This is a genomic window from Spirillospora sp. CA-108201 (assembly GCF_050936235.1).
Taxonomy (GTDB): Bacteria; Actinomycetota; Actinomycetes; order Streptosporangiales; family Streptosporangiaceae; genus Spirillospora.
The window spans coordinates 8041919-8056308 of record NZ_JBNJNE010000001.1; the positions used below are offsets into that span (position 1 = coordinate 8041919).

Below are 14390 nucleotides of genomic sequence, written 5' to 3' on the forward strand. Positions count from 1 at the left end.
CGTTCCCCCTACACGCCGAGGTGCGGCACACCGCGTGGGGAACCGGCACGGTCATGCGGGGAGAACCCGACCGGATCACCGTGCTCTTCGAGGACGCCGGCCACCGCACGCTGTCCCTGGAAGCGATCCAGCGCGACGCCGACCTCCTGACCCTCCGCCCCGGCACAGCCCGTTCAGCAGCGCGACGCGCACGCCGACGCACATCCCGTTCACGCCGAGGCAAGACCGCAGCCAGCACGAAGTCCACCGCCGGCGTGTCTTAATCCCCAGGCGCAGATGCCATGGCGGCTGTTCGGCGCGACTTTCACTGCCCCGACGAACCGGGCACCTTCCACAGGCGGACGGTGCCGTCCTGGCCGCCGGTGGCGAGGGTGCGGCCGTCCGGGCTGAAGCGCACGCTGAGGACGGCGCCGTCGTGCCCGGTGAGCGCCGGGCCGAGTTGCCGGTGGCGGGTCACGTCCCACAGCCGGACGGTCCCCTGCGAGCCTCCGGCCGCGAGGGTGCGGCCGTCCGGGCTGAACACCGCCGTGTGGCAGCGGCCGTCGCACTGGAACGGAGTGCCCGTCTGGAGGCTTCGGGCCACGTCCCACAGGAGGACGGTCTCACCGCCCGCCGTCGCGAGCGTCCGCCCGTCGGGGCTGAACGCCACGTCCTCTGTCCAGGAGTCGTGCCCGGACAGGTTGCCGCTGAGCCTCTTGCGGTCGTACACCTCCCACACTTGCGTCACACCGCGGGTGTTCCCGGTCTTGGGATCCTCCTCGGTGCCGGTCGTGCCGATGGCCAGCATCCGGCTGTCCGGGGCGAACGCCAGGGCCTGCACGTTTCCGGCGCCGGTCTCCAGGAGCGGGCCCACCTTCGCGTCGTCCAGGTCCCACAGCCGCACGGACTGGTCCGTGTTGCTGGTGGCCAGGACGCGGTCGTCCGGGCTCAGGGCCAGGGACGTCAGGGGCCCGAGATCGATGTCGAGGTCGCCCGGCTCGCCCTTGCCCGACACCGGGAAGAGGCGGAGGCGCCCGTCGTCGCCCGCGGTGTACAGGGTGCTGCCGCCGTGGCTGATCGCCAGAGCGTTGACGCCGTCGGGGTGGTCGAGGGGCGCGCGGCGCTGCTTGCCGTCCGCGACGTTCCAGAGCCGTACCGTGGCGTCGTCGCCTGCACTGGCCAGCGTCCGGCCGTCCGGGGTGAACACCAGGTCGCGCACGGACGCGGTGTGCCCGCGCAGCGCGCGGCTCTGCGGCGGGGCCGTGGACCGGCGCGCCCCGGGATCGCTCCGGGCGGCCGATCCCGGCCACGGCGCCACCAGCAGGGCCGTCACCACGAGGGCCGCCACCACCAGGACCGTGGCCGCCGCCGCGCACGCCGCCGGCGCGGCCCGCGGGGAGCCGAGGGCGGTGAACACGCGGGGCGGCGCGTGTCGACCAGGGTCGCCGCGGGTTCCGGGCCGGGCGCCCACCCGATCCAGGCCCGCCGCTCGTCGATCATCCGCTGGACCGCGGGCGGCCACGGCTGCGCGGCCGGGGCGACCGCGCCGAGCATCGCCGCCAGCCGGGCGGGGTCCGGCCGCCCGGCCGGGTCCTTGGCCAGGCAGGCCGCGACCGCCGGGCGGAGCCGGTCCGGTACGGCGGACAGGTCGGGCTCGGCGTGCACGACGTAGTAGAGCGCCTGCGCCGGGCCGGGCCCGTCGAAGGGGCCGCGGCCCGTGCAGGCGTACACCAGCACCGACCCCAGCGAGAAGACGTCGCCGGCCGCGGACGCCCATCCCTCCTCGGCCTGTTCCGGCGACATGTACCCGGGCGTTCCGGCCAGGACGCCGGTCTGCCCCTCGCCGCCGTCGCCCTCGGCCGCCCGCGCGACCCCGAAGTCGATCACCTTCGGGCCGTCGGCGGCCAGGAGCACGTTCGACGGCTTGAGGTCGCGGTGCACCAGCCCGGCCCGGTGGATCTCCGCGAGCGCGGCCGTGAGCCCGGCCGCCAGCCGCAGCGCCGCCGGCTCCGGCAGCGGCCCGGCGGCCCGGACCGCGTCCCGCAGCGACGGCCCCGGCACGTACACCGACGCCAGCCACGGGGCCGGCGCGTCGGCGTCCGCGTCGAGCACGGCGGCCGTGTACGCGCCCGACACGCTGCGGGTGGCCGCCACCTCGGCGCGGAACCGCTCCCGGAAACCGGGGGCGCCGGTGAGCCGGGCGTGCATGAGCTTCACCGCGACCGGCCGCCCGTCGGGCGCGGACCCCAGCAGCACCCGGCCCATCCCACCGCGCCCGAGCTCGCCGAGCATCCGGTAGTGCCCGACCCGCTCCGGGTCGGACGCGGCGAGCGGTCGCATGGTCACCTGGCTCACCGGCGGTTCAGGCGCGGGTGCGGCCGGCGATGTCGTACAGCCACACCTTCTCGTCGCCGCCGACGGCGAGGGCCTTCCCGTCCGGGCTGAACGCCACGGCGGAGGCCTTGCCCGGGCGGATGATCGGCTTCCCGACCTCCTTGCGCCCTGCCACGTCCCACAGCCGGACGGTGGCGTCGTTGCCGACGGTGGCCAGCAGCCGGCCGTCCCGGCTGAACGCGACGCCCTGCGGGGCGTGGTCGCTCGCGGGCACGATCTCACCGAGCGGCGCCGCACGCTGGACGTCCCACAGCCGCACGGTCATGTCGGCGCCCCCGGTCGCCAGCGTCCGGCCGTCCGGGCTCATCGCCGCCTGCGTGATCTGGACGGTGTGCCCGCGCAGGGGCTGCCCGACCTCCTTGCGGGAGTCCACGTCCAACAGCCGCACCTGATCCTTGGTGGTGAAGGCCAGGCGCCGCCCGTCCCCGCTGAACGCGATGAACGACATGATGTTCGCGTTGTCGAAGGTGAGCCCGCTCACCTCCTTGCGGGACCCGGTGTCCCACACCTTCAGATGGGAGCCGATGGCCGCCAGCCGGTCCCCGGCCGGACTGAAGGCCACGTCGCTCACCGGGGCCGGATCGTCGCTGAAGTCGAACATGGGGATGCCGAGGGTCGCGCCGACCTGCTGGCGGGTCCGCACGTCCCACACCTTGATACCGCCGTCCATGCTGGCGGTGAGCAGCAGCCGCCCCGCCCTGTCGAACCTGGCCCTGAGGGCCGACTTGGGAGCGATCTTGAGCGGCTGGCCGGACGGCCGCCGGGTCCCGGCGTCCCACAGCCGTACGGTGCCGTCCTCCCCGGCGGTGACCAGGAGATCACCCGCGCTGCTGAACTCCGCGTAGTGCACGGAACCGGCATGGCCCTCCAGGACCGCCAGCGGCTTCGCGTCCGTACCGCCGCTTCCGCCGGACGCGTTCTTCCGGCCGGATGCCGGCTCGCCGTCACCGCGCAGCGCCCAGGCGGCGGCCCCGCCGATCGCGGCGAGGCCGAGGGCGCCGCCGCCCGCCACCAGCAGGAACCGCCTCCTGTCCGGCGCCGGCGCGACGGCCGTGGGCGTGGGCGCCGGCGCGGGCGGGACGTGCGGCGCCGGGGCCCGCGGAGCCTGAAGCAGCCGGGCGACCTCGGCGTCCTGCCGCGCGATCGTGTCGTGCACCGGGTCCGGCCAGGGCCGGGCGGACGGCGGCACCTCGCCGATCCACCGCAGCAGATCGGCGGGCCCTGGCCGTGCGGCCGGATCCTTGGCCAGACAGGCAGGGACGATCTCGCGGATCCGGTCCGGCAGGTCGCCCAGCACGGGCTGGGCGTGGATCACGTTCTGCAGGGTCTGCGGGGTGCTCCGCGCGGAGAACGGGCCGCGGCCGACGCAGGCGTACACCAGCGTCGAGCCCAGCGAGAAGACGTCGCTGGCGGTGGTCAGGTCCCGCCCCAGGGCCTGCTCCGGGGACATGAAGCCGGGCGTCCCGATCAGGGCGCCGGTACGGGTGAGCTGGGTGCCGTCCTCACCCTCGGCGGCCCGCGCGACCCCGAAGTCGATCACTCGCAGGCCGTCCTCGGTGAGCAGCACGTTGGACGGCTTCAGGTCGCGGTGCACCAGCCCGGCGCGGTGCACCTCGGTCAGCGCGGCGGCGAGGCCGGCGGCCAGCCGGAGCGCCGGTCCGCCCGCCAGCGGACCGCTCGCGGCGACGACCTCGTGCAGCGACGGACCCGGAACGTACACCGAGGCCAGCCAGGGCTCGGCCGCCTCGGGGTCGGCGTCGATCACCGCCGCGGTGTAGGCCCCGGCGACCCTGCGGGAGGCGCGGACCTCGCGGCGGAACCGCCCGCGGAACCCGTCGTCGTGCACGAACTGCTCGTCGACGAGCTTGACCGCGGCCAGCCGCCCGTCCGGCCCGCCGCCGAGCAGCACCCGCCCCATGCCTCCGCGGCCGAGCTGGGCGAGCATCCGGTAATGCCCGATCTGGCGGGGATCGGTAGCCTCCAGAGGTCTCACGGCACACCTCCCTCTCTCAAAAAGACAATAACGTCTGATTGATCGCCACGGAGGCACCCACGGCCATCCGTCACCGCGCCGCCACCTTGGGCTCGCGCGGGTGAAGAAGATCGGGACTTCCGGCGTTCGGTGTGCGGCGGCCGGTCGGCCGCACAAGGGGGCGGGACCACCGCGTTCCGGGTCACCGGGGGTTCCGCGACGCCGCCGATGGGATCCAGACCCTGCCCACCGCCGACGCGGCTCGGCCCGCAGGAAACGATGCGGGCGAAAGGAGCACTTTCAACTCCTGGCGCTGACTCTGCGATGCCGAAATGGCAACTGGGCACCAGGCGGCGTGGCGATCGGAAAGGCCCACGTGCAATGCCGCACGCGCTCGCCCTGTGGCGTTGGACGCCCTGAGCAGACCGAGACGATCTCGCCCTGAACACACACGGGGGGCGGGTGCGGCTTGGCCTTGATTCGGCCTCATATGAAAGCAGCGACGATTCCCAAGAGGGACTTCGTCGCTGTTTGCGGGTGCGCCGTCAGGGACTTGAACCCCGAACCCGCGGATTAAGAGTCCGCTGCTCTGCCAATTGAGCTAACGGCGCCTGTCGTACGGGCCTCGGCGGTGGGCCGGGGTCCCTCGCGACAGGTAGAACAGTATCAGGCCCTGCGGACCAGTGCGAACCGGTTTAGTCCCGGGCCGGAAGGACGCTCATCATGCCGCGCCAGAGGGCGATGGCGGTGGCGCGGGAGCCGACGCCGAGCTTGGCGTAGATGCGGTTGACGTGGTTCTTGACCGTCTTCTCGCTGAGGAAGAGCTGGCGGGCGATCTCGCCGTTGGAGCGGCCGGTGGCGATCAGATCCATGACCTCCGCCTCGCGGCCGGACAGCCCGAGGGTGGTGCGGGACGCGTGCCGGACGCCGCGGACGAGGTCGTGGGCCGTGAAGGAGCCGGGGACGAGGTGCCCGCAGGCGCCGGCGCGAAGCGCGGCCTCGACGGCGGGCTGGTCCTCCGAGGCGAGGACGAAGACGCGAGCCGACGTGCTGAGCGGGAGCACGTGACCGGCGGCGACCGCGTCCAGCAGGACGATGTCGGGCCGCAGCCGCTCGGCCAGCGGAACCGCCGCGGCGGGATCGGAGGTCTCGGCGACGACCTGGAACTCGTCGCTGGCGTCCAGTACGGAGATCACGTCAGCCCTGCCCCGGGCGTCCCCGTCCACCACGAGTACGCGCAGCGGAGCCGTCTCATCGACACTCATCCGTCGCCCTTGGCGTCTCGTTGACATTTCTAGGGTCGGAGCATAACCACATGATCTTCGAAGGTCGATGGACCTGCGCCTACGGACGCCTTATCGAGATCTGGCCCACGGCCTGTGACGCAGTAGCCGAAGCGGGTTGAGGGCCGGTGCGTGTTCCAGTGCCGTCCCTGCGTCGGAGCGTGGTGCAGACGCAGAGAAGCCCTGGTCGGGTTTGCGGGACCAGGGCTTCTGAGTGGGGTGAGTGAGGGGACTTGAACCCCCGACATCTTGGACCACAACCAAGTGCTCTGCCAGCTGAGCTACACCCACCGTGGCCGGGATCGCTCCCGGCTCCCAGTAGTGTAGCGGCTTCCGCGGGGTGGGTCAGCCGGAGGCCACCTGGGAGGCGATGGCGCGGGCCGTGTCGGAGTCGGGGCCGGGCTGCTGGACGAAGACGGCGGCGCGGTAGTAGCGCAGTTCCTGGATGCTCTCGGTGATGTCGGCGAGGGCGCGGTGGCCGCCCTTCTTCTCCGGGCTGGCGAAGTAGACGCGCGGGTACCAGCGCCGGGCCAGCTCCTTGATGGAGGAGACGTCCACCATGCGGTAGTGGAGGTGGGAGTCGAGGGCCGGCATGTCGCGGGCGAGGAACGAGCGGTCGGTCGCGATGGAGTTGCCGCAGAGGGGGGCCTTCTTGGCGTCCTTCACGTGGCCCTTGACGTACTTGAGGACGATGTCCTCGGCCTCGGCGAGGGTGACGCCGCCGGGGAGCTCTTCGAGCAGGCCCGACGTGGTGTGCATGTCGCGGACGACCTTGGTCATCTGGGTGATCGACTCCGGGGGCGGTTTGACGATCACGTCGACGCCCTCGTCGAGGATGTTGAGCTCGCTGTCGGTGACCAGGGCGGCTATCTCGATGAGCGCGTCCTCACGCAGGTCGAGTCCCGTCATCTCGCAGTCGATCCAGACCAGCCGCTCGTTCATGCACTCACCCTACGGCCATGAACGACTGCGCGGGGCGTCGCGGGCGATCGGATTAGGAGGTCACGCGCCGGGCGATATGTCCGGGGATGGGGATCCCCGGGCGCAGGAGGGGATCGGGGTCCGGGGCGCCGAAGGTCTGGGTGACGGGCAGGACGCCGGCCCAGACGTCGAGGGCGTGGTCCTCCTCCTCGTCTCCGGGCGGGCCCTGCCGGACCTTCACGGACGCCTCGTCCAGGGAGAGCGCCAGGACGGAGACGCCGGCCAGTTCCCTGCGGTTGGGCCGGCGGGCCGCGTCCCACTGGCCGGGGGTGAGCTGCTCGGTGATGACGCGGAGGCCGGTCATCTTCTCCTCCGGGTCGTCGACGAGGCGCGGCGTCCCGTAGACGACGGCGCTGCGGTAGTTGATGGAGTGGTGGAACAGGGAGCGGGCGAGGACGAGGCCGTCCAGGTGGGTGACGGTGACGCAGATGTCCTGGGACGGTCCCGCCCTGAGGCTGCTCGCGCCGGTGGAGCCGTGGAGGTAGAGGGTGTCGTCCAGGCGGCCGTAGCCGGTGGGGAGGACGCGGGGCGAGCCGTCCACGATGACGCCGAGGTGGCAGATCATGCCGGCGTCGAGGATCTCGTACAGGACGGAGCGGTCGGTGCTGGAGCGTTCCGGAAGGCGGCCGAGGCGGGTGCGGTCGGTTGCGGAGAGTGGGTTCATGTCCGTTTACGCTAGGAGGCCAGTGGCCTGGCGGGTATGGCCACTTGGCGCGTATAGCAGGTGACCACTTTGTCGATCGATCTGCCTCTTTCCGTGGAGCGGGACGCTCCGCTGGCGATGAGTGCGCAGCTCGTCGCGCAGTTGCGTTCCGCCATGGCGGAGGGACGGCTCGCGGCGGGCGAACGGCTTCCGTCCAGTAGGGCGCTGGCTGGTCTGCTCGGTGTCAGCCGGACGGTCGTGACAGAGGCGTACGAGCAGCTCTACGCGGAGGGCTGGTTGGAAGGGCGGCATGGGTCCGGGACGTATGTGACCCAGGGTGTTGCCGCAGCGCCTACGCCGAGACCGCAGCTGAAGACGAAACCAATGCGCAGGGCTGCTGCCCCACACGAGATCGACCTGCGGCCCGGTCTCGCCTGGATCGGTGCACTGGACACACCCGCGTGGCGCAGGGTGTGGCGGCTCGCTGCGGGGATGCCGCCGCAGCAGCGTCAGGACCCGCATGGCCTGCTCGGTCTTAGGGAGGCTCTGGCCGACTACATCAGGCGTAGTCGCGGCGTGGCCTGCCCTGTGGACGGCCTACTCATCACGCGTGGAGCGACGAACGGGCTCGATCTGCTTGCCGCGACCGTTCTTCGCCCTGGGGACAGGGTGGGTGTGGAAGAGCCCGGTTACGGCAGAGCGCGCGCGGTCCTGAGGGGACGTGGCGCCGTGCTCGTCCCCTGCCCCGTGGACGAGCACGGCCTCGTTGTCGATGCGCTGCCCGATGACCTGCGCATCGTCTATACGACGCCGTCGCACCAGTTTCCGATGGGCGGCGTCCTGCCCGTCCCGCGCAGGCAGGCCCTGCTGGCGTGGGCGAGGCGCAATGGGGCGCTCATCGCCGAGGACGACTACGACGGAGAGTTCCGCTACGACGTCGCCCCCCTGCCGGCGCTCTACGGCCTGGACCCGGACGTCGTCGTCTACCTGGGCACGACCGCCAAGATCCTCACGGCGGACATGGGCGTCGGGTGGCTCGGGGGCCGTCCCGACCTGGTGGCGGAGGTGGCGCTCCGGAGGGAGGAGCTGAACGACCGCACGGCCGTGGTGCCGCAGGACGCGCTGAGGCTCCTCCTGGAACGTGGCGACCTGGATCGATACGTCCGTCGGATGCGGGGGGAGTACGCGCGGCGCCGCGAGGTGGTGGTGCAGGCGCTGGACGGCCTGCCCCTGCGCGGCGACACGGCCGGTCTGCACCTCGTGGTGGACGTTCCCGAGGCGGTGGCGGCCCGCGCCGTGGACGAGGCGGCCCGGCGCGGTGTCGTGGTGGAGACGCTGGACCGCCATTACGCCGGTCCCGTGCGCGCCTCCGGACTCGTGATCGGGTACGGCTCCGCCGCGTCCCTGGCCGAGCTGCGCAAGGGGTGCGAGATCGTGCGGACGCTCGCGGAGTAGCGGGTCAGTTGGACAGGGGGCCGACCGGGACGGGCTCCGACGCGGGGTGCAGCGGTCCGGGACGGGTGGACGGCGTCTCGGCCGGCGCCGGGCGGACGGTCTCGGACGCGCGGGACCGCGGCGGAACCAGCCGGGGCCCGGTCGGGGGACCGGGGAGGCGGGGCTTCGGGATGGGGGCGACGGGAGTGTCGGGCCCGGTGATGCGCCGGACGTCGATGCCGCCGGGGTCGGGACGGTTCAGCAGCGGCACCTGGGACGCGCCGTAGTGGCCGCCGCGCGCCCAGTCCCTGCGGGCGCGCTGCGCGTGGTACGACTGCGGCGACGGCAGCGGGGGGCCGGCGGGCCAGCGGCGCGCGACGCCCCAGGCGTCGAGCCACTGCACGATGGCCTCGACGCCGGTGAGCAGGGAGCCGGTGAACGGCGACCGCGACTGGCCGACCACCATGATCTGCGCGCAGACGCGGCCCTCCCGCCCGAGGGCGCCGCCGAGCAGCCGGGCCGCGCGGGTGATGGGCAGGAGCTGGACGATCTCACCGGTGCCCGGGTGCCACACCAGGTGGGCGGGGCGGTCCTCCTTCAGCAGGTCGGCGGCCACCGAGCGCGCGGAGACGGTGTGCGGGTCGTGCTCCTCGGCGCACCAGACGACACGGGGAGCACCTCCCCGCAACGCTCCGCCATCGTTCGGTGCCGGCAAGCGGCCGGCTCTCGGCAGCCATGCGTCTGCCACGGTGCGTCCCCCCCAATCGGGCGGTCTGACCCCCGAGTGGTCTCAGTTACTTCTCTTAGCCCGGCGAGACTCATAAGTCCAGCCCGCCGCCTCGTGGCGGGATGACGGCTGACGATCGCTTTTCCGGGTTCGATCCGGTTCGATCGGGTGTGGTGTCAGACGGGCACCCCGCGTGTCCGAGCATTCCACCTTGTGTCACCTTTTTCCTCCCGCGCTTTCGGTCGACTTGCTCACCCTGGGCGGAAGAGAGGCTGAGGGTCGCCGTGTTCGCGCAGGTCAGCGCCGACCTCGGAGATCGGATTACCGGCGGCCGCAAGTCGGCCGGAAGTGGCCGGTGTCTCACGGCCCGCGCGGCGGTACGGGGGTGGGGTTCACAGCCCTGACCGAGCAGCGTTCTAATAGTGCGTCATGACCGTTGACGCAGAACCGCCCGCCGGGGTCCCCGGTATCGACGTCCCCCGGCTGGCGGCCTGGCTGGCCCGTGAGCTGCCCGGATCGGGGCGGATCAGCGCGATCGACCTGATCGCGGGCGGGCGTTCGAACCTCACCTACGGCGTCACCCTGGACGGCGGCCGCCGCGTCGTGCTGCGCCGGCCGCCACTCGGCCACGTCCTGCCGACGGCGCACGACATGGGCCGCGAGCACCGCGTGCTGTCGGCGCTCGGCCGCGGGACGGCGGTGCCGGTGCCGGCGACGCTGGCGTTCTGCGACGACGAGGAGGTCATCGGCGCCCGCTTCTACCTCATGGACTTCGTCGAGGGGCGGGTCCTGCGCACCCGGGAGGACGCCGCCGACATCACCCCCGGGCAGGCGCGCGGCCTCAGCGACGCGCTGGCCGAGGCGCTCGCCGCGATCCACACGGTCGACGTGGAGGCCGTCGGGCTGGGGGACTTCGGGCGTCCGAGCGGCTACATGGAGCGCCAGCTCAAGCGCTGGGGCAAGCAGTGGGACGGCTCGCGGGAGGCGATCCGGGGCACGGGCGGCACGCATGACCTGCCCGAGTACGACCGGCTCGTCGCGCGGCTGGCCGAGCGGCTGCCGGCCGACGCCCCGGCCCGCCTGGTCCACGGCGACTTCCGGCTCGACAACGCGCTCGCCCGGCTGGAGCCGCGCCCGGAGATCGCGGCCGTCGTCGACTGGGAGATGTCGACGCTCGGCGACCCGCTGTCCGACCTCGGGCTGACGCTGGTCTACTGGGCGGAGGCCGCCGACACCGAGCGGCTCCCGGTCGGCGCCACGATCACCTCCGCGCCCGGCTTCCTCACGCGCCGCGAGTTCGCCGGACGGTACGCCGAGCTGACCGGGTTCGACCTCGCCGACCTGGACTTCTACGTCGCGTTCGCGTGCTTCAAGCTCGCGGTCATCCTGGAGGGCATCCACGCCCGCTACCTGCAGAACGCGACGGTGGGCGAGGGCTTCGACCAGATCGGCGGCGGGGTGCCGCTCCTGCTGGACCGCGCCCACCGCACGCTCGACGCGGGCTCCGTCTGGTAGACGCCCCGACCGGCGGCGGGCGCCCCGCTCAGCAGCGGTAGGTGACCGTCGCCGATCGGCCGGAGGAGAACGACACCGTCCCGGTCTGCCGCCCCCAGCAGAACCCGGACGCGCGCGACACCTGCACGCCGCCGCTCCGGCCCGCGTCGAGGTGCCCGGAGCCGCTCGCCCTGATGGGGCCGGACGTGCCGGTGACCTGCCAGTTCGCGTAGCCGCCCACGGCGGTGACCGTGACGGTGCAGGAGTCGTTCCCGCCCATGTCGCAGCCGCTCACCGACAGCGTGCCCGGCTTGGGCGGCTTCGGCGCGCTGCTCGTGGGCGGCGCCGGCGGCCTGCTCGTCGGCGGCTTCGTCGCGCTCCTGGACGCCGTGGGCGACGGCGTCTTCGACGGAGTCTTCGACTCGGTCGGGGACGCCGACGGCGACGTGGGGGACGACGGGTCGGTCGGAATGGGCTCCGGCGCGGCCGAACCGCCGGGCGGGGTACTGCCGCCGGGCGTCACGGGACCGGTCGCGGCCGCGTTCGTCCCGTCGTCCCCGCCGCCCAGCCAGGCCATCCCGCCGGCGAGCAGCACCAGGACGCCGACGCCAACCGCGACGGCGGCGAGCAGCGGCCCGCGCCGCCGCGCGGGCGCGCGGTCGCGGGCGCGCGGGGCGGTGGGCTGGTAGGGGAGCGGCCAGCCGTACTCGTCGAACGGCTCGGTCCAGGCGGCGATGGCGCGGCGGTTCCCGGCGCGGTCCTCGGCGGTCGCGGCGGTCAGCACGTCCAGCCGCAGGTCGGCGGGGATCGCCGCGATCGGCAGCACCGACAGCAGCCGGTCCGGCGGCAGCGGCGGCGTCTCGCGCGCCCCGCACACCGGGCAGTTCTCCACGTGCCGGACGAGCGCCGTCGACGTCTGCGGGGACAGCGGCCACGACTCGGTCAGCGCCGCGACGCTCGGGCAGTCCTTCCAGTGGTTCTGCGCGATGAGGGACGCGTGCAGCGCGGCGGCGAGGTCCTCGCGGGCCTGCTGCGCCAGGGCGAGCGTCTCCTCCAGCGGCATGCCGAAGATGCCGGACAGGTCCACCTCGTCCAGCTCGTGGCGGACCGACAGGTCGATGGCCTCGCGCTGCCGCCCGTTGAGCGCGGCGAGCGCGCTGTGCGCGAGCAGCCGGCGCTCCTCGCGGCGGGCGAGCTGCTCGGGCGTCAGCTCGTCCTCGGCCTCCGGCGCCTCCTGCCCGGTGTGCCGGTTCGGGCTGTCGCGGCGCCGCATGCACTCCTTGCGGGCGATCGCGTACAGCCAGCCGCGCAGCCGCGCCGGCTCGGTGAGCCGGTCCACGTGCTCGCGGGCGGCGATGACGACGTTGCGCAGGGCCCCCGAGGCCTCGACACGGTCGCGCAGCAGGCCGTGGCAGTAGTCGAAGAGGAACGGCGCGTAGGTGTCGTAGACCTCGGTCAGCGCGATGACGTCCCCGGCTCGCAGCGAGTCCGCCAGCCTGAGGTCGTCGTTCTGCGCGTCCCCTGGCTCACCGGCCACGGGATCCCTCCCAGTCGAATTCGGTGTTCAAAGATCTGCCCCCGACGAGCCCCGACGCGCGTCGGCCGACTCAGGTTGCCTGATCTTGCCACCAAGTTGCTGGGATTTCTCCCTTATAGGTGGATTTAAGTGACGAATCCGGTACGCCCCGTGGCCGTATCGCCTTGTGAGACGGCCCTCCCGCGCGTAAAAGTGATCTGAGTCACCTTCCCGGTCAGCCGGGGCCCTGGCCTCCGTCTCCCGGCTGGCATGACAGCGTCACGGTGCGCACGTCCCCGTTGGAGAAGCTGACCGTCCCCGAGCCGCCGGGCGGGGCGCAGGTCCCGCTGACGCGGGCGTAGCCGGCCTGGCCGCTGCGCAGCGTGCCGCCGCCGCTGGCGCTGAGCCCGCCGGACGCGCCCGTGACCGACCAGGTCGCCGTCCCGCCGACGGCCCGCACGGTGATGGTGCAGCTGCCCGGGCCCGCGCCCTCGATCGTGCAGGAGCCGATCGACAACCGCCCGGGCTTGGGCTGGGTGCGGGTCGCGGTCGGGCGGGGCGTGCGCGACGGCTCGCGCGTCTTCGTCGGGGTCGGCGTCGGCGAGGCGGTCGTCGGCGTCGGGGTGGCCGACCGCGTGGGCGTCGGGGTGTCGGACGGCTCCGGCGACTCGGTCGGGGAGGACGGCGCGACGGTGGCCGCCGACGTCCCGTCCGAGGGGCTCCGCGCCGCCGTCGGCTCGCTCGTCGGGCCGGACATCAGGTAGTACGCCGCCGCGACGACCGCGATGACGGCGGCGGCCGCGGCGAGCGCGGCCCACACCCCGCGCCCGCCGCCGCCGCCACCGCCGCCTCCGGACGCGGCGCGCACCGGTTCCCGCTCGACCATGGAGGGCCAGCCCCAGTCGTCGAACGGCTCGGCCGCGCGCGCGATGGCGGCGAGGTCGTGCGCCAGCGCCGGGTCGGTGGCGGTCGCCATGACGAGCCCGCGCAGGTCGTTCGGCATCATCGCGACCGGCAGCACCTGCAGGAGCCGCGCCGCCGAGACGGTGCGGTCGCGCCGGGGGCCGCAGACGCCGCACGAATCGATGTGGTGGACGAGCCTGCGCACCACCGGCGGCGGGAGCGGCCATCCGGCGTCGTCGGCGATCGCCGCGACCTCGGGGCAGTCGCCGCGCCCCGCGCGGGCGATGTAGGCGGCGGCGAGGGACTCGTCCAGGCGGGCGCGGGCCTCGGCGGTCAGCCCCGCGGCCTGCTGCGCGTCCATGCCGAGGACGCCGCCGACCTCGGCGGTGTCCAGGCCGTGCCGCAGCATGAGGTCGACCGACTCGCGCTCGCGTCCGCGCAGTCCGGACAGCGCGGCGTGGACGAGCCGCCGGGCCTCCTGGCGCCGGGCGAGCTCCGCGTCGTCCAGGAAGCCGTCCTCGACCTCGGGCGCCTCGTGGCGCTGGGCGGGACGTTCCGGGTCGCGCAGCCGCCGCATGCACTCGTTGCGGACGAGCGCGTAGAGCCAGCCGCGGAAGCGGTCGGGCTCGCGCAGGCCGGACACGTGCGCGTAGGCGGCGATGAGCGCGTCGTGGAGCGCGCCGGCCGCCTGGTCCTGGTCGCGCAGCAGCGCGTGGCAGTAGTCGTACAGGCGGGCCGCGTAGCGGTCCATGACCTGGATGAGGGCGCTCGGATCGCCTGCCGCCAGCGTCTGCGCCAGACGCTCGTCGTCGGCGCGGTCAAGGCTGGGCCAACCGGACACGAAGTCCTCCCGCGGGCTTGCTGGGAATCCTCGTCCGGGGCGTCGGGGACGCCGGGGACGGGCTGGAAGATCTCAGAGGGAGCGGTTCGCTCTCCCGGCCCCGGTCGGTCGTCCGACCGGCGGCCGCCTCCCCGTCACGGGCCAGGGGGAAGAAGGTCGGAGGCCCGACGGCCCCGCTCCCCGTCGGGCCTCCACATAGATTGACGGTCGAATCCGGCGCCTG

11 protein-coding genes and 2 tRNA genes are annotated in these 14390 nt (G+C 73.6%); 2 read left to right on the plus strand and 11 right to left on the minus strand.

Annotated elements, in window-relative coordinates; genetic code table 11:
- Positions 1-304: 304 nt before the first annotated feature.
- The 8 genes from ACQEU6_RS38645 to ACQEU6_RS38680 all read right to left on the minus strand — a co-directional run bounded on the left by ACQEU6_RS38645 (position 305) and on the right by ACQEU6_RS38680 (position 7273).
- Positions 305-1327: a WD40 repeat domain-containing protein gene (locus tag ACQEU6_RS38645; protein ID WP_499338649.1), complete on the minus strand. Its 1023-nt coding sequence runs from the start codon at positions 1325-1327 to the stop codon at positions 305-307.
- A complete protein-coding gene (locus ACQEU6_RS38650) occupies positions 1309-2319 on the minus strand; it encodes a serine/threonine-protein kinase (RefSeq protein ID WP_499340492.1) in 1011 nt (336 codons plus the stop codon). The genes ACQEU6_RS38645 and ACQEU6_RS38650 overlap by 19 nt, the downstream gene beginning before the upstream one ends.
- Before the next feature lie 22 nt (positions 2320-2341).
- Positions 2342-4366, minus strand: coding sequence for a WD40 repeat domain-containing serine/threonine protein kinase (locus tag ACQEU6_RS38655; protein WP_499338650.1), 2025 nt, complete (start codon positions 4364-4366; stop codon positions 2342-2344).
- Positions 4367-4883: 517 nt separating this feature from the next.
- Positions 4884-4956, minus strand: a tRNA-Lys gene (locus ACQEU6_RS38660).
- An 84-nt stretch (positions 4957-5040) separates the two neighbouring features.
- On the minus strand, positions 5041-5610 hold the full coding sequence (locus ACQEU6_RS38665) for a response regulator transcription factor (RefSeq protein WP_499338651.1): 570 nt from the start codon (positions 5608-5610) through the stop codon (positions 5041-5043).
- Positions 5611-5843: 233 nt separating this feature from the next.
- Positions 5844-5919: transfer RNA gene (locus ACQEU6_RS38670), tRNA-His, on the minus strand.
- Positions 5920-5973: 54 nt separating this feature from the next.
- Positions 5974-6570: an oligoribonuclease gene (orn, locus tag ACQEU6_RS38675; RefSeq protein WP_499338652.1), complete on the minus strand. Its 597-nt coding sequence runs from the start codon at positions 6568-6570 to the stop codon at positions 5974-5976.
- 52 nt (positions 6571-6622) lie between these two features.
- Complete coding sequence (locus tag ACQEU6_RS38680; protein WP_499338653.1) at positions 6623-7273, minus strand: pyridoxamine 5'-phosphate oxidase family protein; 651 nt, start codon at positions 7271-7273, stop codon at positions 6623-6625.
- Positions 7274-7390: 117 nt separating this feature from the next.
- On the opposite strand from ACQEU6_RS38680, the gene pdxR reads away from it, so the two are divergent.
- Positions 7391-8707, plus strand: coding sequence for a MocR-like pyridoxine biosynthesis transcription factor PdxR (gene pdxR / locus ACQEU6_RS38685; RefSeq protein ID WP_499340493.1), 1317 nt, complete (start codon positions 7391-7393; stop codon positions 8705-8707).
- 4 nt (positions 8708-8711) lie between these two features.
- On the opposite strand, the gene ACQEU6_RS38690 is transcribed toward pdxR, so the two are convergent.
- Positions 8712-9374, minus strand: coding sequence for a hypothetical protein (locus ACQEU6_RS38690; RefSeq protein WP_499338654.1), 663 nt, complete (start codon positions 9372-9374; stop codon positions 8712-8714).
- 468 nt (positions 9375-9842) lie between these two features.
- Between ACQEU6_RS38690 and ACQEU6_RS38695 the strand changes: the two genes are divergently transcribed.
- A complete protein-coding gene (locus tag ACQEU6_RS38695; protein ID WP_499338655.1) occupies positions 9843-10928 on the plus strand; it encodes a phosphotransferase family protein in 1086 nt (361 codons plus the stop codon).
- Positions 10929-10956: 28 nt separating this feature from the next.
- Here the strand turns inward: ACQEU6_RS38695 and ACQEU6_RS38700 are convergent, their stop codons facing one another.
- Together ACQEU6_RS38700 and ACQEU6_RS38705 are read right to left on the minus strand one after the other, a co-directional pair.
- Entirely contained in the window at positions 10957-12444 is a 1488-nt protein-coding gene (locus ACQEU6_RS38700) for an RNA polymerase sigma factor (protein WP_499338656.1), read from the minus strand.
- Between the two features lie 214 nt (positions 12445-12658).
- Positions 12659-14167: an RNA polymerase sigma factor gene (locus tag ACQEU6_RS38705; protein WP_499338657.1), complete on the minus strand. Its 1509-nt coding sequence runs from the start codon at positions 14165-14167 to the stop codon at positions 12659-12661.
- Between the last annotated feature and the right edge of the window lie 223 nt (positions 14168-14390).

Coding starts and splice junctions, on each gene's coding strand:
- ACQEU6_RS38650 (WP_499340492.1), bottom strand. CDS start 2,319: ATGCGACCGCTCGCCGCGTCCGACCCGGAGCGGGTCGGGCACTACCGG.
- ACQEU6_RS38665 (WP_499338651.1), bottom strand. CDS start 5,610: ATGAGTGTCGATGAGACGGCTCCGCTGCGCGTACTCGTGGTGGACGGG.
- orn (WP_499338652.1), bottom strand. CDS start 6,570: ATGAACGAGCGGCTGGTCTGGATCGACTGCGAGATGACGGGACTCGAC.
- ACQEU6_RS38680 (WP_499338653.1), bottom strand. CDS start 7,273: ATGAACCCACTCTCCGCAACCGACCGCACCCGCCTCGGCCGCCTTCCG.
- pdxR (WP_499340493.1), top strand. CDS start 7,391: ATGAGTGCGCAGCTCGTCGCGCAGTTGCGTTCCGCCATGGCGGAGGGA.
- ACQEU6_RS38695 (WP_499338655.1), top strand. CDS start 9,843: ATGACCGTTGACGCAGAACCGCCCGCCGGGGTCCCCGGTATCGACGTC.